Genomic DNA, 19,662 nt, shown 5'->3' on the forward strand with positions numbered 1-19,662 from the left:
ATGAGAGGAAGTGACTTCGCGGAGTTGCGCGCTTTTACCGCCATTGTTGAACATGGCAGTTTTACCCGTGCCGCAGCGCAATCTGGAAACCCGGTTGGGCGTGCGCCTGCTGAATCGCACCACGCGAAGTGTCGCGCTGACCCAAGCGGGGGAATTGTTGTTGGCGCGTCTCTCACCGGCGATGGCGGAGATTGAGGCCGCCGTGACGCAGACCGCCGCGTTGCGTTTGCAGCCGGCGGGCACCCTGCGGCTTAATGCTTCCAGTCTGGCGGCGATCCAGTATTTGGCTCCGCTGTTGGCCCCGTTCAATGCACATTATCCCGATATTGTGGTGGATCTGAGTGTGGAGGATCGGCTGGTGGATATGGTGTCCGCGGGTTTTGACGCGGGCGTGCGGCTGCATGAGCGACTGGAGAAAGATATGGTGGCCGTCGCGCTGGGGGGCGAGCAACGAATGTGCGTGGTCGCCTCGCCAGCCTATTTGGCGCGTTATGGTTCGCCGCAAACTCCCGATGCGCTACGTCAGCACCGTTGCCTGAATACTCGCTGGCCAACCAACGGCAGTCTTTATCGTTGGGAATTCGAGCGCGGTGGCGAAAAGCTGGAGATCGCGGTGGAGGGACCGCTAATTGTGAACGAGCCGCAGGTGTTGGTGCGTGCCGCCACGGATGGGCTGGGGATTGCCTATTTGTTTGAGAGTCAGGTGGCAGATGCACTGAGCGACGGCCGTTTGCTGCCGTTGCTGGCGGCCTGGACGCCACCGTTTCCCGGTTTCTATCTTTATTACCCCGCCAACCGGCAAATGCCGCGGCCGCTGCGCGCATTTATTGATTTCGCCCGGCAGCAGGGTCCGCAGGCAATGGGCGTATGATCGGCGCCCGGTTTTTTTGAATAACTCTGTCAGATAAATTTGGTATTCACCCCAAGGCCAGTTGATTAGATTGGATCAGAGTATCCTCGGGTGCCGTGGGCACCCTACTGCAACGATCAGGGAGTTCCTTATGGCGAAGACAGTGGTAATTTTTCATTCCGGCTACGGCCACACCGAGCGTTTGGCAAAGGTTGTTGCCGAGGGCGCTGAAGCGGAACTGATCGCTATCGATCAGGAAGGCAATATCAGCGACGAAGCCTGGCAGAAACTGGACGAGGCGGATGCCATCATCTTTGGCTCACCGACCTATATGGGCGGTCCGTCCTGGCAATTCAAAAAGTTTGCCGATGCCAGTTCGAAAGCCTGGTTTAGCCGTAAATGGCAGGACAAGGTTTTCGGTGGGTTTACCAACAGTGCCAGCCTGAACGGCGATAAGCAGGTCACGCTGATCGCTCTGCAAACCCTGGCCTCGCAGCATGGCGGCCTGTGGGTCAGCCTGGGACTGATGCCGGCGAACACCAAATCGGCGCAGCGTACCGATATAAACAATCTGGGGGGCTCGGTAGGGCTGCTGGTACAGACGCCTGCCGACGCTGGCGTGGATGAAATGTTGTCTGGCGATTTGGAAACTGCCAGCCTATACGGCCAACGTGTCGCGGGCTTTGCTGCCAAACTGGCTTAATCAGTATTACTCTTTCGCTCATTTTTTCTACACAATTGCCGCGTAAAGTGGCGAATGTTATTAGCCTGCTTGGGCTAACACTGCATTTCGTACAAATATTCCCGGTTCCTAGACCGGGTTTTTTGTTGCTAAGGTGGGCTTAAGCTTCCGGCGATACAATGAGCAGCAGCACAGGCATGCAATGGCTGTGTCGTAACTGTCAATTAGCTGCTCTTCAAGCGAGCCCGCACTGTGCGGGCTTTTTTTATATTTTCATTTTTAATTGCTGTCGGGAGTATCTTGCTGGAAAATAATAGCCAACAGAATAGTTTGTGCGACAAGTAAATACCCTTTTTATTATTATGGTTTTTACGGTGTGCTGATTAACGATGGTTTAGGCTATGCTGATAGATATCTTTGAACATTATTTCCGGAGGGATGAAAATTCGTTCCGTAGTAAACGATGCCGGTGAGGGGTTGAGTTAAGAACATTCCGTTAAATAGCCGAGAATGTATCTTTGTGACTGATCTTCCTGTATTTTTTAAGTCTGCTTTTGTTTTTCATGTCATTCGCATCATGCCGGGCGAGGGAATATGCATAGAATTGCTCTGGTTATTATAAATACATGGGTTAGACGATGAACGCCAGAATAAGCGACAGACATGGCTTGCCTGCTGCTATCCCGTTGATTACGCTTTTTCTACTGGCATTTTTGCTTTCCCTACTGGGTATTTTTACCCGGCCAATAGGATCACTTTCCCTGTTTTGGCCGGTGAATGCGATTTTACTCGGTTTGCTATTACGTAAACCCGCCTATGCTACGCCGGCCGGTTGGCTGATCACCTATATTGGGATGATCGCTGCCGATTTAGCCAACGGCGAGAGCCTGTCGCTGGCGATGTGGCTGAATGCCTGCAATATGTCCCTGATTGCCACCGGTTACGGCGTGATGTTGCTGCTGCCAAAGTCGCAGCGCAGGATGGGCAAGCCCCAGACGATCCTTTATATGTTTACCGCCAGCCTAAGCAGCGCGGCGGTGGCGTCGACCTTATCGATACTGCGTAGTGAAAGCCTGTATAACAACACGGCCGTTATCGCCTGGCTGGCGTGGTTCAGTGAACAGTTCTCGACCAACCTGTTGTTGTTGCCGGTATTGCTGGCTGCCCCGCGTCTCAAACAGCTGTTGCGAATGCAGATCAACTGGCAACTGCGTGCCAGTATGCCGCTGCTGGCGCTGTTATTTTCACTGGTGTTTAGCGTGTATATCGGTGGACCGGGGGCGATTGCCTTCCCGATCCCGGCATTGCTGTGGTGCGCGGTGCGTTATCAGCTGTTTACGGTGACCTTGTTGACGCTGCTGACCGGCATGACCGAGATCAGCAGTATTTCCGCCAATTTGATGCTGTATGAAACGCCGAACAACCACAATGCCTTCCTCGATACGCTGATGTCGGCGCGTCTGGGGATCGCCATGCTGGTAATGGGACCACTGATCCTTGCCAGTTCAATTGCCGTTAACCGTAAGCTGCTGCGGCGGCTGGAGCACAGTGCCAATCACGACTTTCTGACCGGCGTACTGGCGCGCAACGCGCTGACGCGTAAGGCCGGCGAGTTGCTGGAGCATAAGCATAAATCGAAAGAAGCGGTGTCGCTGCTGCTGATCGATATTGACCATTTTAAACAGATCAACGACACCCACGGCCACCTGGTGGGCGATCAGGTGTTGGCTTCATTCGCCCATATCGTGCGGCGCGAGTTACGTCACGATCAGCTATTTGGCCGTTTGGGGGGGGAGGAGTTCGCGATTATTCTGCCAAGAGCGCTAGCGGCGCAGGGCGTGGCACTGGCAGAACATTTACGGCAATTGGTACAAAAAGCCGATTTGCACCCTGGCGGTAAGGCACCGTTGAATATCACTATCAGCGTTGGCGTCGCCAGTCTGGCGATGAATGAAGTGAAATCGTGGGAACAACTGATGAATATGGCGGATATCGCGCTTTATCGCGCCAAGTCGCAGGGGCGTAACCGGGTGGAGTCGTTTAACGTGGTGAGCGGCAACAGCGTCGGGCACATCATGTTCAAATAAGCGGCTTCAGTTCTGCTTGGGTTCAAACTCGGTGCCGCAGTTTGGGCAGATCAACATGACATTTTGCCGCAGCGTCGCGCATTTTTGGGTGGTGACGTAGGCGCATTTGGGGCAGGCGATTTTGGTAGAGCGGTTGATAAAGCCTTTAACACTGCTGGTATCAGACATAATAAAATGGCCTGTGTCAGGTGAAAGCCCACGCTAACACAGGTGGTATCAAATTGCTTAGAATGTTTTTTATACGCCTGAAAAGGGTTTACAGACTTTTCAGCACTTTCAGCGTTTCATCCATGTCGATCTCATGTTCCGAGAAGGTATGGGTATCGTTCTGGAAGGTGGTGATGGTCAGCATGCGCAGCGTTTGCATGGTCTGCGGCGCTTCTTCGGACTGTGGGCGAATGCGGTTCATCAACAGGCCGACCGACAGCACGGTATTTTCTTTATCCACGTCCGCTTTCACCGGCACTTCTTTGGTGAAGGTGTTGAAGGATTTGATGCTGGTGATCTTGATTCTTTCGTTGGCGATGATGATGTACTTGCTCGACGCCAGCACCTTGACCGCAAACGCCGACGGGCCTTTGGTGTTGTTGGTCGGTTCGAAAGTCACCGCCGCGTTTTTCTTAATCAGCTCCGGGTTCTGTACTTTAATCACGTGAAAATAACGATTTTCCCCGTTCTCATCGGTAATAAAGCCGAAGCCTTTGTCTTCAAAAAAAGTCGTTATCTTGCCGTTCATCATCATTCTCATAAAGTCGCTCAATACAGTGCTTATGATAGCGCGGAATGCCTTGCAGTGACAGATTGCGTGCCCGGCATTTGATAATGCGATTACGGCATTTAGCGGGTTTGTGGCCACATGCTATTTTCTTTCTGACTTTATTCAATTCTGAAAGGGAAAATCGATGGGCATTAAACGGCTTAACCATGCGGTGCTGTATGTCAGCGACGTGCAGCAGAGTGCGGATTTTTATCATCAGGTGCTGGGATTTAAGCTCAAACCCTCCAACAGTCCGGATAAAGCGGTGTTTACCCAGGCGGCCGATTCGGATAACGATCACGATTTGGCGTTGTTCAGCAAGAATCTGGGGCAGCAACGGGCCGGGGTGTTTCGTGCCAACGGTGAGCCGCCGGCGGAAAACGAGCCACCGGCCGGGTTGTACCATTTGGCCTGGGAAGTCGACAGCCTGGACGAACTTGAACGCATTCGCGACCAGTTGGCGCAGCGTGGCATTCTTGGGCTGGAAGAAGATCATGGCGTGCACAAGAGCATTTATGGCCACGATCCGGATGGGCTACTGTTTGAAGTCACCTGGTTTATTCCTCCGGCGTTACTGACCGAGCAGGATCGCAATCAGCGTGGCATCAAACCGCTGGATTTTGCCGCCGAAAAACGCCGGTTCGCGTTGGTCTAACGGAGCGGGGCGCAGGCTGGCGCCCCGTCGGTCACAGCACTTTATTGAGGAAGTTGATGGTACGATGGTGTTGCGGATGGTTCAGCACCCGGCGGGCGTCGCCCTGCTCGACGATTTGCCCATCGACCATGAACACAATCTGATCCGCAGCCTCGCGCGCAAAGCCAATTTCATGAGTGACTACCACCAGCGTTACCCCCAGATCCGCCAGCCCCTTGATCACGTCCAACACTTCGCCGACCAGTTCCGGATCCAGTGCTGAAGTCGGTTCATCAAACAAAATCACCTTCGGGTTCAGCGCCAAAGCGCGGGCAATGGCGATGCGTTGTTGCTGGCCGCCGGACAGATGGCGCGGGTAGGCGTCTGCCTTGTGACGCAGGCCGACGGTATCCAACAGCTGATAAGCCACCTCTTTAGCCTCGGCCCGCGAGTAAATCTTATGCACCACCGGTGCTTCAATGATGTTCTCCAGTACCGTCAGGTGAGGGAACAGATTGAAGTTTTGGAACACATAGCCGACGTTGATACGCTGCTTGAGAATGGCATTCTCTTTGAGCTCATACAGCTTGTCCCCCTTGCGCCGGTAGCCCACATAGTCGCCGTCGATACGGATAAAACCTTCGTCGACACGCTCCAGGTGGTTGATGGTTCGCAGCAGGGTAGACTTGCCGGAACCGGATGGCCCGAGGATCACCGTAACGGTACCCGGCTGCAACGTCAGGCTGACGTCGTCCAGTGCCTTGTGTTTACCGAAAAACTTGCTCACGTTGCTGATTTCAATCAGGCCGCGCGCCGGTACCGGAACGATGCTGTGCACCGGCGCTTCGCGCAGGGCATAATAATCAATGGCTTCGGACATGGGATCCTCCTAACGTTTTAACCAGCCGGCCAGTTTCTGCCATGGCGTGAGTGGCAATTCGCGCAATGCGCCCCGGGCGAAATAGCGCTCAATGTAATACTGAATGACCGACAGCGCGGTGGTGATGAACAGGTACCAGACCGTGGCGACCATCAGCAGCGGTATCACCTGCTGGGTGCGGTTGTAGATCACCTGAATGGTATAAAACAGTTCCGGCAGCGCCAGCACGTAGACAATCGAGGTCCCCTTCGCCAGGCTGATAATTTCATTGAAGCCGGTTGGGATGATGGAGCGCAGCGCCTGCGGCAAAATAATGCGGAAAGTGCGGCGATAGCCCGGCAACCCGAGTGCCGCCGCTGCCTCATGTTGACCGTACTCGACCCCAATAATGCCGCCACGGATAATTTCTGCGGTATAGGCCGACTGCACCAACGTCAGTCCCAGCACCGCGACCGAGAACTGGCTGAGAATATCAATGGTCGGATAGCTGGCGAACACCAGTGAGGTAAAGGGAATGCCCAGTGAAATGGAGTCGTACAGATAAGAGAAGTTATACAGAATGATCAGCACCAGGATCAGCGGCAGCGAACGGAACAGCCAGATATAACCCCATGCCAACGACGCCAGCAGGTAAGAGCGTGATAGTCGCGCCAGTGCCAGCAGCGTACCGAAGATAATACTGAACAACGTGCCGAGCAGCGTCAGCAGCAGGGTTTGCCCCAGCCCGGACAGGACCGCAGGCGCAAAGAACCATTCGGCGAAGACCCCCCATTCCCAGCGCTCGTTGGCCGCCACTGACTGGACTATTGCCGCCAGAATAAACACCGAAAACAACGCGCCCACCAGCCGCAGCGGGTAGCGGGCGGGAACCACTTTTAATACTTCTTGCTTGGACATGACCATTCTCCTGAAACAGATAAAAGGGTTAACAAGGGGACGCGGGCCCCTAGGCAATCTTCCTTTCCGGTGCACAACAGAGTGCGTCCGCTGTTATCAGGCTTTTGCGAAATGGCAGCCGGCCATCGTAGGGCGGGCGGCTGTAAACTTCACTGTCGACGCTGGGATCGAACTGTGGCTGGTAGCCGTTGCTTAAATACAGGCCCACCGCCTCCGGCTGACGAAAGCCGGTGGTCAGATAGAGTTGGTGGTAACCCTGTTCCTGCGCCAGCGTTTCCAACTGCTGCAATACCCGTTGTGCCAGACCCTGACGACGCAGATCGGTCCGTGTCCAGATGCGCTTCAACTCGGCAGTCTGTAAATCGTAGCGTTTGAAGGCCCCCATGGCGATCGGCTCCCCGGCGCGCAGCAGCACGATAAAGGCGCCTTGCGGCGGGGCGTACAAATCCAGCGCTTCCTGTTCCTGGTCACCAAAATAGTCGCCGTAGCGTTGGCGATATTCACCGAATAGCCCTGCGATCACCGGCTGGACCAGCGGATCGTTCGGCAGCGTTTGGATAAAAACGTCGTTTGCCATCTGTGTGCTCCTAATCGCCCAGGTCGTTGCGTTTGGCGGGCAGGACGCTAAAGGTTGTTCGCATAGCGGATATCCCTGAAGAAATATTCTTGTTATTGAGTAAATTGGTTTGGTGGCAGCTTCAGGCCAAGGTGGTCACGCAAGGTGTTGCCGCTGTAATCGCTGCGGAACAGGCCGCGCTGCTGCAGGATCGGCACCACGCGATCGACAAAATGACCGAATGAATTTGGCGTGCCACCGCTAATGATGAAACCGTCGGCAGCCTGGGTGTCGAACCAGTTTTGCAGGCCGTCTGCCACCGCTTCCGGCGTGCCGCCAAATACCGGGCGTGGGGAGGCGGCTTCCAGCGCCACTTCGCGCAGCGTCAGATTGCGTTCGCGGGCATTGCGCTTAATGGCGTCGGTGGTGCTGCGGAAACTGTTTTGTCCCAGTTCGCCGACGTCCGGGAAGGGCTCATCCAACGGATGGCGGGCGAAGTCATAGTGTTCAAAGTAACGGCCAAGGTAGTTGAGGGCGTTTTCGATACTGACCAGGCGCGCGGTTTCCCAATACTGACGTTCCACGTCTTCATTGTCGTCACCGACAATCACACTGACACCCTGGAAGATCCGCAGGTCATCCGGTTCACGGCCTTGTTCCACCAACTGTTTTTTGACGTCCTGATAAAACACCTGCGCCTGTTGCTGGCTTTCATGGTGGGTGAAAATGGCATCCGCGTGTTTGGCTGCCAGCTGCTTGCCGTCTTCCGAGGCGCCGGCCTGGAACATAATCGGCCGCCCTTGTGGCGTACGGCCAATATTCAGTGGCCCCTGTACCGAGAAGAACTCCCCCTGGTGATTCAGGGTATGCAGTTTACCGGCGCTGAAAAACTCACCGCTGTTCTTGTTGCGTACAAAGGCATCGCTTTCCCACGAGTCCCATAACCCTTTGGTGACGTCGAGGTATTCGCTGGCAATGCGGTAGCGCAGGCTGTGTTCCGGGTGCTCGGTGCGCGAGAAGTTCTTTGCCGAGCCTTCCAGCGGTGAGGTCACTACGTTCCAGCCGGCCCGGCCTTTACTGAGGTGATCGAGGCTGGCGAACTGGCGCGCTACGGTAAAGGGATCGCTGTATGAGGTGGATAACGTGCCCACCAGCCCGATTTTATCGGTGGCGGCGGACAGCGCGGCGAGCAGGGTTAGCGGTTCGAAACGATTGAGAAAATGTGGAATGGATTTCTCATTGATATATAAACCGTCGGCCACAAACACGAAATCCAATTTACCCTGTTCGGCTTTTTTTGCCGTGGCAATATTAAAATCAAGATTAATACTGGCATCGGCAGTGGCATCCGGATGTCGCCAGGCAGACATATTTCCCGATGCGCCATGCAAAATGGCGCCAAGGCGCAATTGTCGTTGTTCTTTCGCACTGTTGCTCATTGCTTTCACCCTGTTAAGTGCCGGTGTGGCGCTATCTTTAGAGCCCCACTATTGACGAGCACTCTCAGGATGTAAAACAACAAAACAGCATATTCAAATGTTGAAATTAGCAAATATAACCAAAGGGGAAATAATAACTCGCAGCGCAGAATTCACTGCACCGCGAATTAAAATCAGGTGGGCTTTATGCCTTGCTGGTGGCTTTTTCCGGGGCGGTGGCTAATTGCTGCAGCGTGCGTTCTGCCAACAGATCAAAATATTGTGAGGCCGGGAAAATCGCCTGTTCATCCGGGTTGAAGCGCGGGTGGTGCAGGCCGAACTCACTCGCCGAGCCGATACTGACAAACACCCCTGGTACGTGGTGCAGATAAAGCGCAAAGTCTTCTCCGCCCATCTGCAGTTCAGCCTCTTCTACCCGGTAACCGGCTTCGGCGGCGACGGTTTTACTGAAGGCGGCCCAGCGTGCATCGTTGACCACCGCCGGTGGCCCGGCCTGCCAGCGCAGTTCTGCCTGTGCGCCCAGCGAAGCGGCTACGCCGTTAATCACCTGACGGATTTTATCCGGCACCTGGCGACGGACCTGATCGTTATGGGTACGTACCGTACCTTCCAGCTCCACGGTCTGTGGCAGGACATTCCAGGTATTCCCCCCCTCGATGCGCGTAACACTGACCACCAACGACTCTAGTGAACTGAAGCTGCGGCTGGGCAGGGTTTGCAACGCGTTGACAATCTGGCTGGCGGTGACGATGGTGTCCACCCCTTGCTCCGGCTTGGCGGCATGGGCACCTTTGCCGGTGATCAGGATTTGGAAACGATCGACGTTAGCGTAAAACGCGCCGGCGCGGGTGGCAAAAGTACCGGTGGGCAGTTCCGGCGCGTTGTGCAGACCGAAGACCGCAGCCACGTTATCCAGTGCCCCGGCGTCGATCAGGTGCTGGGCACCGTTGAAGGTTTCCTCCGCTGGCTGGAAGAATATACGCACCGTGCCGGGCAGGGAGGCCTCACGCGCTTTCAATAAATGCGCGGCCCCCAACATCACCGAGGTATGAAAGTCATGTCCGCAGGCGTGCATCACGCCGCTGTTTTGCGAAGTGAATGGCACACCGGAAATTTCTTCTATCGGCAGGGCATCAATATCCCCACGCAACGCAATGATCGGCCCTTTACCACTGCCGATTTCGGCCACCACGCCGGTTTTCAGCCCCAGCGGCAGAATACGGATACCGGCCTCTTCCAGCCAACGGGTCAGGCGGGCGGTAGTGGCAAATTCGTGGTTGGACAGCTCAGGGTTCTGATGCAGTTCACGGCGGTAGGCGACGATTTTTTCGGCCAGTTGGCTGGTCATAGTCTTGGCTCACAGTGGTTAGTAAGCTCTAACCCTAGTGCAGGGCAGCCGGAAGCAAAAAGACTATCTGGTTATATTTCATAGCGATTGTGTCTGCATCGCGTCGTCAATGCGCGTTGACGGTAGATGAAACAGGCGTTCGACCGCTGTTCGCCGGGGTTTAAAGAGGATTGGACTGCCCGGGAGCCGATGACCCAGAGGGTGAACGCTTTACAGCGGAGGTGGCGGACTTTTTCACTTTTTATCGTTTTTATGTGATCCAGGTTGTGGACAAAAACCCGTCTAATTGCTGTACTGTATTGGACACACGTTTTGTGTCTTTCATTCACGTTAAAGGTAAGTTTGATGTCTAAGATTAAAGGTAGCGTTAAGTGGTTTAATGAATCCAAGGGCTTCGGCTTCATTACTCCGGAAGATGGTAGCAAGGACGTTTTCGTTCACTTCTCTGCCATCGCTAGCAATGGTTTCAAAACTCTTGCTGAAGGCCAGCGTGTAGAATTTGAAATCACGAACGGTGCCAAAGGCCCATCTGCTGCTAACGTTATCGCTATCTAATGCTACAGCCGAAATTCTTAAAACCCGCTCACTGAGCGGGTTTTTTATTGCCTTTTTTACCGTCGTTCTATGCCTGCGTTTTGCGTACCAGCAGGGTAAACAGCGTAATGGCGACGGCGTAACAGCCGACAATGGTCAGCGCCATCGACACGCTGGAAGTGCCCCCCAGACCGGTGAGCGGCACGCTGCAGGCGCCGAGAGCAAACATGCTCACGCCAATCAGCGCAGAGGCGCTACCTGCTTTGTCGCCCTGGCTTTGCATCGCCAAAGACGAGGCGGTAGGGCCGACAATGCCGATCACCGCCACCGAGAAGAACAGCGGTACCATCAACAGCGCCAACGGCGCGTGCAGACCGGCGGCCAGCAGCAACAGCAGCGAAGAAACCGCCGCCAGGGTTAATCCCCCTTTCAGTACCTTCCTTTCGCCAAAATGGATGCTCAGGCGGCTGGCGATCTGCGCCGAGATAATCAGCCCGACGCCGTTAATGGCGAAGCACAGGCTGAACATCTGCGGGCTGAGGCCATAAATCTGCTGCAGCACGAAGGGAGAGGCGCCGATATAGGCGAACATCCCGGCCATCACAAACCCTTGCGTCAGGCACAGGCCCATAAACTGGCGCTGGGTCAGTAATCCGCCCAATGACCGCAGCATGGCTAAAATGCCGCCCTGGCTGCGACGCTCGGCGGGCAGTGACTCTTGTAACTTCAGGCTGGCGAGAGTAAACAGCAACACGGCGATAGCCGCCAGTACGCCGAAAATTCCACGCCAGTCCATAAACTGCAACATGGCGCCACCCAGCACCGGTGCAATGATCGGTGCCAGACCGTTGACCAACATCAGCAGAGCAAAAAAACGCGTCAGTTCGTGTCCGGAATAAAGGTCACGGGCAATCGCACGAGAAATAACTGCACCGCCGGCACCGGCCAACCCTTGCAACAGGCGAGCGATCAGTAATTGGTCGATATTCGGCGCCAGTGCGCACCACAGCGAGGCGAACAGCAGCAGCGCCAGTGACAGTAGCAGTGGGCGCATACGGCCGAGCTTGTCGCTGTAGGGGCCGAAAATCAGCTGACCGACGCCCAACCCGAGCAGGCCCGCAGTCAGGCTGAGCTGAGCGGTGGCAGTAGAGGTATTCAGCTCACCGGCCATTTCCGGCAGGGCGGGCAGGTAGAGATCGATGCACAGCGGGCCCAGTGAGGCGAGCAGGCCAAGCACCAGCGCGTACACCAGACGTTGTCTGGCGAGTTGTTTGGTCATGAGGATTAAGGTTTCCTGAACAGGTGAGAGATAGCTTGTTGGTATAAGCCGTTCAGCAGGCTGACGTCGGCTTTTTGTGTGGTGAGTATGCGATAACCGGTGCCTTCGCTTAACACGGCGATAAACTCCACTCTGGCGGCGATTTCCTGCTCGCTGAAGTGCGGGTAGATCCGCCGCAGGCTTTGGCAAACATGGTGGAATAACCGGGTTTCGGCATCGCTGAGCATTTTTGCCACTGTCGGGTTACGGGTGGCTTCGGCGGTGACCTCCAGCATCAGCATATGGTCGGTTTCGCTTTCTCCGGGCTGTTGAAACAGGGTGCGCGCCGCCAGGGTGCCAGCGATCAGGTTGATATGATCGCCAAGATCTTCCAGCCGCCGCATTTTACTGGCGATGATGCGGTTAACGATCTCTTCGATAATCGCATCTTTGTTGTCGAAATAGCGGTAGATCTGACCAACGCTAAGCTGAGAACCCTGTGCGATTTCCGCCATGCTGGCGGCGTGAAAACCGTGCTGGCGAAAACAGAGTTTTGCGGCTTCGACAATCTGATCGCGGCGGGCCTGTACTTTGGCCTGCCTGCTGTCGCTGGTGGATATCATGTCCCGGTCCTTTGCCAAATGAAATGCGGCTCGCTTTCTGGGTGCGAACGTTCATTCTCAATTGTAATGCAACCATGGCAATAGGCAAGAGCGCAACTGTAAAGGTGGGATTTGCGGGCCCGAACTTAGGCGAACAGATAAACCTTGATGAAGGCACCCACAATCAGCAGGCACAGCAGGGTGGCGGTCACTTCAGCGGCAGTTTTCGGCAGGCTAAACATCTGAGTTCTCATCCAGTGGGGATACTGGATGAGATTATGCTCAGTGCAGATTAAGGAAACATTAAGAAGCCGAAATTAATTATTGCCCGTTAATCCAGACCACCAGCATAAACGCCAGCAGGGTCATCGCCAGCGAGCCCGCCAGATTGAGCAGCATATTGGTCAGCGCCCAGGCGAAGCGGCCATCCTGCAGTAAATACACCACCTCCAGAGAAAAGGTGGAAAAGGTGGTCAACCCGCCGCAGAAACCGGTGGTGATCAGCAACTTCCAGGTGGGATCCAGGTGTGTCATACGGGTGAAGATGGCGATAGCCAAACCAATAATAAAACCGCCCAGCAGATTCACCGCCAGCGTCCCCAGCGGGATGTGCGCGTTAAGCGGATTCATCTTCATGCTTATGGCCCAGCGCAGGACGCTACCCAAACCGCCGCCAATAAAAACTGCCAGTAAAGAACTCAACATGGTCGAAACTGCCTTTCATTAATTAGGGAGTCAAACTCAGAAAGGTTCAGGCGCAATGCTACGCACCTCTCTGAGAGGTTACGTAGACATCATCAGCCTGTGAAGGCGGTTTTGGAGGAATGTCATCTCCGTCGATCGGCGCTGCTGTTTGCCGCGCAGGCGGGATCTTACACCCGGTGCCGTCTGTTTTGTAGTATCAAAAGTGACGAGACAGCAGAAATTGTCACTCCTGGCCTCAGTGGCCGGGCACGGCCAGCTCCAGGCGGTTGCGACCGTTGTTCTTCGCCCGGTACAGCGCGTTGTCGGCGGCTTTTAACCAGTCCAGATAGCCGTTCATATCGCCGTGATAATCCGCAATACCGGCACTGATGTTCAGTTTTAGCTGTGGCGCTTCGCGGAAAATAATGTCGTTTAGCCGTTCCTGAATACGCAACAGCGCAATGCTGGCCTGTTCGGCGCTGGTGTTCGGCAACACGGCACCAAACTCGTCGCCGCCGTAGCGTCCGACAATATCCACGGCGCGCAGGCCAATTAGCAACTCCTCCGCCAGTACCGCCAGTGCCTCGTCACCCAGCGCATGGCCGAAGGTGTCGTTGATGGTTTTAAAGCGATCGATATCCATCAGGATCAGGGTCGCGCTGTGCTGATAGCGGCGACAGCTGTCAAATTGGTGATGCAGTAGATGCTCCCAATGACGGCGGTTGTACAGCCCGGTCAGGCCATCACGCATACTGATACGCAGCAATTCCTGCTTTTTCTCCGCCAGGCGCTTGGCGGTGCGGTAGGTCACTAATCCCAATAGGGTCGGATAGAGATAGATCATGGGCAGACATAGATAAATCTGCAGCGGCGTGCTTTGTGGCTGAAAAGGGAAACCCAACAAGGCGCTGATTGCCAGCGCGCTGATGGCTTGAACAATCAATCCTTTAAAGAACAAAGATTTGCCAGCGGAAGCGATATTGTTCATGCCCATCATCGACAGGATGACCACCGACGGTAAGGCATTGAAGGCCATTGTCGCCACCCACAGCCCACCGAAAAACGAATCGATCAGCAGGTTACGGATTTCAGCCTTGAAGGGCATGGCGGAACGGCGTGCCCATTGGTAGGCGAGGTGCGGCCAGACAAAACCGTGGAAAATCAGCAGCCCCCACAGCCAGGGTGCGGTCTGCTGTGAGGAGAGCACCGAGAACACGCAGATAAAACCGACCCCCAGGCCGACGATGCGTGGCAGGTAAGTGCGTCTGGCGAAGCTGAGGCCGGAACGTCTGGTATCAATGACTGATGGCGTATACATCCGGCAACTCCATAATGAGCAGGAGGACAGCGTACCATGCAGCCGGAAAACTCAGAATAGTCTGAAGCGTGTGCGACGTATTTAACCTTGCTTATTGGCGCAGGATCTCACTCTGTTACATGTTGCTGTTGTTTTGGCACAGGGAAAGTAGGTAAATATCCTCAGGCAAGGTTTGTTTTCTCGCTGCGTCCGCAGCGCTATATGAATAAGAAGGTGAGTATGGAAGGGATCAGTATTACCAAACTTCTGGTGATTGCGGTGTTGATCGTTTTGCTGTTCGGTACCAGCAAACTGCGTACTTTGGGCGCTGATTTGGGTGCTGCACTGAAGGGCTTCAAAAAGGCCGTGGGCGATGACACGACTCCGCCAGCGGCAACCACGGCTGAAAGTCAGCCCAACCCGCAGAGCGTCGAAAAGAAAGACGTTTAATTTCGTCTTCTGCCAGGCAATAAAAAACGGATGCCGCATGGACATCCGTTTTTTGCCGTTCCCGTCGTTGAAAACGTAACAAATAATTACTTCACTTCCATCCCTTTTGCCTGCAAGTCGGCATGGTAGGACGAACGGACAAACGGGCCGCAGGCGGCATGGGTAAAGCCCATCGCCATCGCTTCTTCTTTCATTTCATCGAATTCGGCCGGGCTGACGTAACGCTGTACCGGCAGGTGATGACGGCTTGGCTGCAAGTACTGACCCAGGGTCAACATGGTGACGCCGTGGCGACGCAGATCGCGCATCACTTCAACGATTTCCGCATTGGTTTCCCCCAGACCGACCATCAGGCCTGACTTGGTTGGAATGTGCGGATGGGCTTCTTTAAACCGCTCCAGCAGCTTCAATGACCACTCGTAGTTAGCGCCAGGGCGAACCTGACGGTAAACACGCGGTACGTTTTCCAGGTTGTGGTTGAACACATCCGGTGGCGTTTCGGTCAGGATTTCCAGTGCACGATCCATACGGCCGCGGAAGTCTGGTACCAGCGTTTCAATCTTGATGGTCGGGTTCTTGACGCGGATAGCCGCGATACAGTCGGCAAAGTGCTGGGCACCGCCGTCGCGCAGATCGTCGCGGTCAACCGAGGTGATCACCACATAACGCAGGCCCATATCGGCGATGGTCTGAGCCAGTTTTTCCGGCTCGTTGGCATCTGGCGCCACCGGGCGGCCGTGGGCCACGTCGCAGAACGGGCAGCGGCGGGTACAGATAGCGCCCAGGATCATAAAGGTGGCGGTACCGTGGTTGAAGCACTCAGACAGGTTCGGACAGGAAGCTTCTTCGCACACCGAATGCAGACCGTTTTTACGCATTGCGGCTTTAATGCCCTGAATGCGCGTAGAGTCGGCAGGGAGTTTGATTTTCATCCACTCGGGTTTACGTAACAGCTCCTGCCGTTCTGTGACCACCGTTTTTACCGGGATCAACGCCATTTTGTCTGCATCGCGGTATTTGACGCCGCGTTCCATCTGAATTGGTTTACTCATAATCGTGCAGGTTCCAGTTACGAAGCTCGACCTTCGGGTAGCCGAGTAAATGAACAAATTCCTGTACCAGGACTGGGTGTACGTCTTCTATGCCAACACCGGGCACCAGCGCGCTGACCTGCGCCATCTGCATACCGGCGTAACCGCAAGGGTTGATACGCTGGAAGGGGGTGAGATCCATGGCCACATTCAGGGCCAGGCCGTGGAATGAACTGCCTTTACGGATCCGCAAACCCAACGAACAGATTTTTTGCTCCCCCACATAAACACCGGGCGCATCAGGACGGGCACGCGATTCAATGTGAAAGTGGGCGAGGGTATTAATAACGGTATCTTCGATAGCCGTGACCAGTTGGCGAACGCCAACCTTGTTGCGTTTCAGATCGACCATCACATACATCACCTGCTGGCCCGGCCCGTGATAGGTCACCTGGCCACCGCGATCGCTCTGGATCACCGGAATATCGCCCGGCATCAACAGATGCTCCGCTTTCCCGGCCTGGCCCTGGGTAAACACGGGCTGATGCTGAACCAGCCACAGCTCATCGGGCGTGGTTTCGGTGCGGCGATCGGTGAAGTTGTGCATGGCTTGGGATACAGGCTCATAGGGCTGCAACCCCAGCTGACGCAAAATGATCTTGTCTGGTTGCAAAAGAGTCATCGTCAGGTTACAGAAGTGGTGTTGCCATTATACCGGGCGCTCTGGCCGGCGACCAGCGTTTCGCTGACCAAAAATGCGCAACCCGGGCAGAGAATGCTCTGTCCCGGGCTGAAATGCAGGGGTTTGTGCTGGAATTACAGCACCATGCGGACAATTTCAATGTTGCCCAACTCATCATATAAGGTTTCCACCTGGTCGATATGGGTGGCGGTGATGGTGATGGACACGGAGTGGTAATTGCCTTTGCTGCTAGGTTTAACCTGCGGGTTGTAATCCCCGGGAGCATGGCGCTGCACCACTTCAACCACCTGGTCTACCAGCTCGGGTTGTGCCAGGCCCATTACTTTGTAGGTAAATGAGCAAGGGAATTCGAGCAGTTCGTTCAGTTTAGTTTTCATGTGCGCTCCAGAGTGCGGCTATCGATATAGCGATTCTATAAATTATAACTCCCGCCGGAGCGGGAGTTAATGTTAATCAGTATATGGGGGCGATTTCGCCCATTTCAACTGTTAACCGAACCAGTGGTGGAACATCAGTTTGATGTAATCCACGATACGGCTGAAGAAACCGCCTTCTTTCACTTCGTTCATCACCACCAGTGGGCGCTGATCGATGGTTTTGCCATCCAGCTGGAAGTTGATGCTGCCGACAACCTGGTTTTTCGCCAGTGGCGCATGAATTTCCGGGGTGTTCAATACGTAGCTGGCTTTGAGATCTTTCATCCGGCCGCGTGGGATAGTCAGGTAAACGTCTTTGTCTACGCCAAGCTCAACGCGATCCGCATCGCCGAACCATACCGGCTCAGAGGCAAACTCTTTGCCTACTTTCAATGGCGCAACGGTTTCGAAGAAGCGGAAGCCCCAGGTCAGCAGTTTCTTGCTCTCGGTTTCACGGCCTTTATAAGTACGACCGCCCAGCACCGCAGAGATCAGACGCATCTGGCCTTCGGTGGCAGATGCGACCAGGTTGTAGCCTGCTGCATCGGTATGACCGGTTTTGATGCCGTCGACGTTCAGGCTGGTATCCCACAGCAGACCGTTACGGTTCATCTGGCGGATATTGTTGAAGGTGAATTCTTTTTCTTTATAAATCGCGTACTCGTCCGGCACGTCGCGGATCAGCGCCTGGCCGATCAACGCCATATCGCGCGCCGAGCTGTACTGACCCTGTGCATCCAGGCCATGTACCGTCTGGAAGTGGGTGTTCTGCAGGCCCAGCTTACTGACGTAGGTGTTCATCAGGTTAACGAACGCGTCCTGGCTGCCGGCCACATAGTCGGCCATCGCCACACAGGCGTCGTTACCGGACTGCAGGTTGATACCGCGGGTCAGCTTGGAGACCGGCACGCGGTCGCCTGGCTTCAGGAACATCAGTGAAGACCCTTTGAATACCGGGTTGCCGGTTGCCCAGGCATCTTGTCCCACGGTAACCAGATCTTCCTGACCGATCTTGCCTGCTTTCAATGCCTGGCCGATGACGTAACTGGTCATCATTTTGGTCAGGCTGGCAGGATCGCGGCGGGCGTCGGCGTTCATTTCCGCCAAAACTTTACCGGAGTTGTAATCAATCAGGACGTAGGCTTCCGCATCGATCTGCGGTACCCCTGGGATCATGGTTTTGATATTAACGTCATCGGCATGCGCAACGGAGGTTGCACTCATCGCGATAACGGTGCCGAGCGCTATGCTCTTGATTAAGCTGAAAGAGGTTACTTGTTTCATGATCGAGACTACAACATCCATGAGGGTAAAATTAAAAACGAGCCACACTATAACAGATGAGATCCCGGCAGGCATTAGCCAATCCTCTGACTAATCGCGCTTTATTGGCTTTAGCTGAAAGAAAATGTTTCAGCTATAGGAACGCTTATCAACCGCGTTCGCCTGCCGGAGAGTTGTTTTAAGGTGCGGCAGTGACAAAAGATTGTTGCTGCGCTTCGCTGGCCAGACGCTGCTGCAGTTCGGCAGCTTGCTGACGGCTGCTGAACGGGCCTAACTGCACGCGGTAAACGCTGCCGTTGGCGGCGACTTTACCCGGTACGCCAAACTTTTGGCTCAGGCTTTGTTGCCAGCTTTGGGCGCGTTCGGCACTGCTCAATGCGCCAACCTGCACCACATAGCTGCCACCCGTAGAAGCATTGGCGGCGACGGCGGCGGTCGCTGCAACCGGTGCGGCAATGGCTGCGGCACTGACGGCAGGTTCAGGCTCTGAGCCCTCCAGTACACCGACCGGGACGGCGCTTGGCGCACCCAGGAAACCGCTACGGCTATTGCCGGCAGTGGCGGCCGGGGCGTTGTCGCCGGTGTTCAGGCTGCTGTTGTCAATCGGGTGTACTGCAGCACCGTTGGGAACCGGAACATCCTGTTGCATCGGGGTTCCCATGCTGCTGGCTCCGAGTTCCGGGCGTGCGGGCAGAGCATAGCTTTGTTTGGCGACGGTAGTTCCAATGGTGCCTGGGCCGCTCAGAGTACCGTCCGGTGCCACGTTGATGAAATCAACCTTGACCTTGGTGTTGTTGGACAGGTTCAGACGGTCGGCGACGGCTTTCGACAGATCGATAATGCGGCCCTGGGTGTACGGCCCGCGATCGTTAACTCGCACCACCAGTTGGCGGCCGTTGGCCAGGTTGGTCACACGCACGTAACTAGGAATTGGCAACGTCGGGTGTGCGGCCGTCAGGCCGTTAGGATCGAACTGTTCCCCTAGCGCAGTGGTGTTGCCCCGGGCTTCTTCACCATAGGAGCTGGCCAGACCGGTCTGTGAGAAGTTCTGCGGATCTTTGACGATGCGGTAAGTGTCGCCATTAACCTTATAATCCTGCATGTTATTAGGGTTATAGGGTTCATATTGAGGCTCAACGCCACCGATTTCCACCACCGGCCCGTTATACGGCTGCTGCGGTGGTGCTTGCTGTTCCGTGGTCGGGGCGGTACAGGCGGAAAGCAATACCGCGACGACGCCGACCCAAAGCCATTCCTTACGCATTACTCACCC

General features: G+C 55.1%; 21 protein-coding genes, 1 pseudogene and 1 riboswitch. Of the genes and pseudogenes, 6 read left to right on the forward strand and 16 right to left on the reverse strand.

What is annotated here, in order from left to right; all coding sequences use genetic code 11:
• The 3 genes and pseudogenes from BEI65_RS23975 (at position 1) to BEI65_RS23985 (ending at position 3,619) form a co-directional block, all read left to right on the forward strand.
• A pseudogene (locus BEI65_RS23975) lies at positions 1-871 on the forward strand (LysR family transcriptional regulator).
• A 130-nt stretch (positions 872-1,001) separates the two neighbouring features.
• Positions 1,002-1,553 carry a flavodoxin family protein gene (locus tag BEI65_RS23980; RefSeq protein WP_099065396.1) on the forward strand — a complete coding sequence of 184 codons (552 nt, stop codon included), beginning with the start codon at positions 1,002-1,004 and terminating at the stop codon, positions 1,551-1,553.
• A 617-nt stretch (positions 1,554-2,170) separates the two neighbouring features.
• Positions 2,171-3,619: a GGDEF domain-containing protein gene (locus tag BEI65_RS23985; protein ID WP_099065397.1), complete on the forward strand. Its 1,449-nt coding sequence runs from the start codon at positions 2,171-2,173 to the stop codon at positions 3,617-3,619.
• Between the two features lie 6 nt (positions 3,620-3,625).
• On the opposite strand, the gene BEI65_RS27040 is transcribed toward BEI65_RS23985, so the two are convergent.
• Together BEI65_RS27040 and BEI65_RS23990 are read right to left on the reverse strand one after the other, a co-directional pair.
• Positions 3,626-3,787, reverse strand: coding sequence for a YnfU family zinc-binding protein (locus tag BEI65_RS27040; protein WP_165366374.1), 162 nt, complete (start codon positions 3,785-3,787; stop codon positions 3,626-3,628).
• Positions 3,788-3,875: 88 nt separating this feature from the next.
• Positions 3,876-4,355 (reverse strand): cold-shock protein, encoded by a 480-nt coding sequence (locus BEI65_RS23990; RefSeq protein WP_017891897.1) that lies wholly within the window; start codon positions 4,353-4,355, stop codon positions 3,876-3,878.
• Positions 4,356-4,521: 166 nt separating this feature from the next.
• Between BEI65_RS23990 and BEI65_RS23995 the strand changes: the two genes are divergently transcribed.
• The gene (locus tag BEI65_RS23995; RefSeq protein WP_099065398.1) at positions 4,522-5,031 is read left to right on the forward strand and encodes a VOC family protein; all 510 of its coding nucleotides are present in this window, start codon (positions 4,522-4,524) and stop codon (positions 5,029-5,031) included.
• A 31-nt stretch (positions 5,032-5,062) separates the two neighbouring features.
• Here BEI65_RS23995 and BEI65_RS24000 read toward each other — a convergent pair whose 3' ends face one another.
• The 5 genes from BEI65_RS24000 to BEI65_RS24020 form a co-directional block, all read right to left on the reverse strand.
• On the reverse strand, positions 5,063-5,890 hold the full coding sequence (locus tag BEI65_RS24000; protein WP_272931547.1) for an amino acid ABC transporter ATP-binding protein: 828 nt from the start codon (positions 5,888-5,890) through the stop codon (positions 5,063-5,065).
• A 9-nt stretch (positions 5,891-5,899) separates the two neighbouring features.
• Entirely contained in the window at positions 5,900-6,787 is an 888-nt protein-coding gene (locus tag BEI65_RS24005) for an amino acid ABC transporter permease (protein ID WP_085115558.1), read from the reverse strand.
• A 49-nt stretch (positions 6,788-6,836) separates the two neighbouring features.
• The gene (locus BEI65_RS24010; protein ID WP_085115559.1) at positions 6,837-7,364 is read right to left on the reverse strand and encodes a GNAT family N-acetyltransferase; all 528 of its coding nucleotides are present in this window, start codon (positions 7,362-7,364) and stop codon (positions 6,837-6,839) included.
• 92 nt (positions 7,365-7,456) lie between these two features.
• Positions 7,457-8,782, reverse strand: a complete 1,326-nt coding sequence (locus BEI65_RS24015) for an LLM class flavin-dependent oxidoreductase (protein WP_099065399.1) — start codon at positions 8,780-8,782, stop codon at positions 7,457-7,459.
• Positions 8,783-8,966: 184 nt separating this feature from the next.
• Positions 8,967-10,130: a M20 peptidase aminoacylase family protein gene (locus BEI65_RS24020; RefSeq protein ID WP_099065400.1), complete on the reverse strand. Its 1,164-nt coding sequence runs from the start codon at positions 10,128-10,130 to the stop codon at positions 8,967-8,969.
• A gap of 345 nt (positions 10,131-10,475) precedes the next feature.
• On the opposite strand from BEI65_RS24020, the gene cspE reads away from it, so the two are divergent.
• Positions 10,476-10,685 (forward strand): transcription antiterminator/RNA stability regulator CspE, encoded by a 210-nt coding sequence (gene cspE / locus BEI65_RS24030; protein WP_002210315.1) that lies wholly within the window; start codon positions 10,476-10,478, stop codon positions 10,683-10,685.
• A 67-nt stretch (positions 10,686-10,752) separates the two neighbouring features.
• Here cspE and BEI65_RS24035 read toward each other — a convergent pair whose 3' ends face one another.
• The 4 genes from BEI65_RS24035 to BEI65_RS24050 form a co-directional block, all read right to left on the reverse strand.
• Positions 10,753-11,943 carry a multidrug effflux MFS transporter gene (locus tag BEI65_RS24035; RefSeq protein ID WP_099065402.1) on the reverse strand — a complete coding sequence of 397 codons (1,191 nt, stop codon included), beginning with the start codon at positions 11,941-11,943 and terminating at the stop codon, positions 10,753-10,755.
• A 5-nt stretch (positions 11,944-11,948) separates the two neighbouring features.
• The gene (locus tag BEI65_RS24040; protein ID WP_099065403.1) at positions 11,949-12,545 is read right to left on the reverse strand and encodes a TetR/AcrR family transcriptional regulator; all 597 of its coding nucleotides are present in this window, start codon (positions 12,543-12,545) and stop codon (positions 11,949-11,951) included.
• 300 nt (positions 12,546-12,845) lie between these two features.
• Complete coding sequence (gene crcB / locus BEI65_RS24045) at positions 12,846-13,229, reverse strand: fluoride efflux transporter CrcB (protein WP_099065404.1); 384 nt, start codon at positions 13,227-13,229, stop codon at positions 12,846-12,848.
• A 76-nt stretch (positions 13,230-13,305) separates the two neighbouring features.
• Positions 13,306-13,368: riboswitch (Fluoride riboswitch) on the reverse strand.
• A gap of 96 nt (positions 13,369-13,464) precedes the next feature.
• The gene (locus BEI65_RS24050) at positions 13,465-14,526 is read right to left on the reverse strand and encodes a diguanylate cyclase (RefSeq protein ID WP_099065405.1); all 1,062 of its coding nucleotides are present in this window, start codon (positions 14,524-14,526) and stop codon (positions 13,465-13,467) included.
• A 219-nt stretch (positions 14,527-14,745) separates the two neighbouring features.
• On the opposite strand from BEI65_RS24050, the gene tatA reads away from it, so the two are divergent.
• Positions 14,746-14,955: a Sec-independent protein translocase subunit TatA gene (tatA, locus tag BEI65_RS24055; protein ID WP_099065406.1), complete on the forward strand. Its 210-nt coding sequence runs from the start codon at positions 14,746-14,748 to the stop codon at positions 14,953-14,955.
• A gap of 86 nt (positions 14,956-15,041) precedes the next feature.
• Here tatA and lipA read toward each other — a convergent pair whose 3' ends face one another.
• From lipA to rlpA, 5 genes are all read right to left on the reverse strand, one after another.
• The gene (gene lipA / locus BEI65_RS24060; RefSeq protein WP_062869912.1) at positions 15,042-16,007 is read right to left on the reverse strand and encodes a lipoyl synthase; all 966 of its coding nucleotides are present in this window, start codon (positions 16,005-16,007) and stop codon (positions 15,042-15,044) included.
• Positions 16,000-16,668, reverse strand: coding sequence for a lipoyl(octanoyl) transferase LipB (lipB, locus tag BEI65_RS24065; protein ID WP_198404505.1), 669 nt, complete (start codon positions 16,666-16,668; stop codon positions 16,000-16,002). The genes lipA and lipB overlap by 8 nt, the downstream gene beginning before the upstream one ends.
• Positions 16,669-16,802: 134 nt before the next feature.
• Complete coding sequence (gene ybeD / locus BEI65_RS24070) at positions 16,803-17,066, reverse strand: DUF493 family protein YbeD (protein ID WP_009636895.1); 264 nt, start codon at positions 17,064-17,066, stop codon at positions 16,803-16,805.
• A gap of 111 nt (positions 17,067-17,177) precedes the next feature.
• Positions 17,178-18,389, reverse strand: coding sequence for a D-alanyl-D-alanine carboxypeptidase DacA (dacA, locus tag BEI65_RS24075; protein WP_099065407.1), 1,212 nt, complete (start codon positions 18,387-18,389; stop codon positions 17,178-17,180).
• 178 nt (positions 18,390-18,567) lie between these two features.
• Entirely contained in the window at positions 18,568-19,653 is a 1,086-nt protein-coding gene (gene rlpA, locus BEI65_RS24080; protein WP_099065408.1) for an endolytic peptidoglycan transglycosylase RlpA, read from the reverse strand.
• Positions 19,654-19,662: the final 9 nt, after the last annotated feature.

Origin of the sequence: Serratia sp. BW106, from assembly GCF_002607755.1 — a bacterium.
GTDB classification, from domain to species: domain Bacteria; phylum Pseudomonadota; class Gammaproteobacteria; order Enterobacterales; family Enterobacteriaceae; genus Serratia; species Serratia proteamaculans.

Coding starts and splice junctions, on each gene's coding strand:
- BEI65_RS23980 (WP_099065396.1), top strand. CDS start 1,002: ATGGCGAAGACAGTGGTAATTTTTCATTCCGGCTACGGCCACACCGAG.
- BEI65_RS23985 (WP_099065397.1), top strand. CDS start 2,171: ATGAACGCCAGAATAAGCGACAGACATGGCTTGCCTGCTGCTATCCCG.
- BEI65_RS27040 (WP_165366374.1), bottom strand. CDS start 3,787: ATGTCTGATACCAGCAGTGTTAAAGGCTTTATCAACCGCTCTACCAAA.
- BEI65_RS23990 (WP_017891897.1), bottom strand. CDS start 4,355: ATGAACGGCAAGATAACGACTTTTTTTGAAGACAAAGGCTTCGGCTTT.
- BEI65_RS23995 (WP_099065398.1), top strand. CDS start 4,522: ATGGGCATTAAACGGCTTAACCATGCGGTGCTGTATGTCAGCGACGTG.
- BEI65_RS24000 (WP_272931547.1), bottom strand. CDS start 5,890: ATGTCCGAAGCCATTGATTATTATGCCCTGCGCGAAGCGCCGGTGCAC.
- BEI65_RS24005 (WP_085115558.1), bottom strand. CDS start 6,787: ATGTCCAAGCAAGAAGTATTAAAAGTGGTTCCCGCCCGCTACCCGCTG.
- BEI65_RS24010 (WP_085115559.1), bottom strand. CDS start 7,364: ATGGCAAACGACGTTTTTATCCAAACGCTGCCGAACGATCCGCTGGTC.
- BEI65_RS24015 (WP_099065399.1), bottom strand. CDS start 8,782: ATGAGCAACAGTGCGAAAGAACAACGACAATTGCGCCTTGGCGCCATT.
- BEI65_RS24020 (WP_099065400.1), bottom strand. CDS start 10,130: ATGACCAGCCAACTGGCCGAAAAAATCGTCGCCTACCGCCGTGAACTG.
- cspE (WP_002210315.1), top strand. CDS start 10,476: ATGTCTAAGATTAAAGGTAGCGTTAAGTGGTTTAATGAATCCAAGGGC.
- BEI65_RS24035 (WP_099065402.1), bottom strand. CDS start 11,943: ATGACCAAACAACTCGCCAGACAACGTCTGGTGTACGCGCTGGTGCTT.
- BEI65_RS24040 (WP_099065403.1), bottom strand. CDS start 12,545: ATGATATCCACCAGCGACAGCAGGCAGGCCAAAGTACAGGCCCGCCGC.
- crcB (WP_099065404.1), bottom strand. CDS start 13,229: ATGTTGAGTTCTTTACTGGCAGTTTTTATTGGCGGCGGTTTGGGTAGC.
- BEI65_RS24050 (WP_099065405.1), bottom strand. CDS start 14,526: ATGTATACGCCATCAGTCATTGATACCAGACGTTCCGGCCTCAGCTTC.
- tatA (WP_099065406.1), top strand. CDS start 14,746: ATGGAAGGGATCAGTATTACCAAACTTCTGGTGATTGCGGTGTTGATC.
- lipA (WP_062869912.1), bottom strand. CDS start 16,007: ATGAGTAAACCAATTCAGATGGAACGCGGCGTCAAATACCGCGATGCA.
- lipB (WP_198404505.1), bottom strand. CDS start 16,668: ATGACTCTTTTGCAACCAGACAAGATCATTTTGCGTCAGCTGGGGTTG.
- ybeD (WP_009636895.1), bottom strand. CDS start 17,066: ATGAAAACTAAACTGAACGAACTGCTCGAATTCCCTTGCTCATTTACC.
- dacA (WP_099065407.1), bottom strand. CDS start 18,389: ATGAAACAAGTAACCTCTTTCAGCTTAATCAAGAGCATAGCGCTCGGC.
- rlpA (WP_099065408.1), bottom strand. CDS start 19,653: ATGCGTAAGGAATGGCTTTGGGTCGGCGTCGTCGCGGTATTGCTTTCC.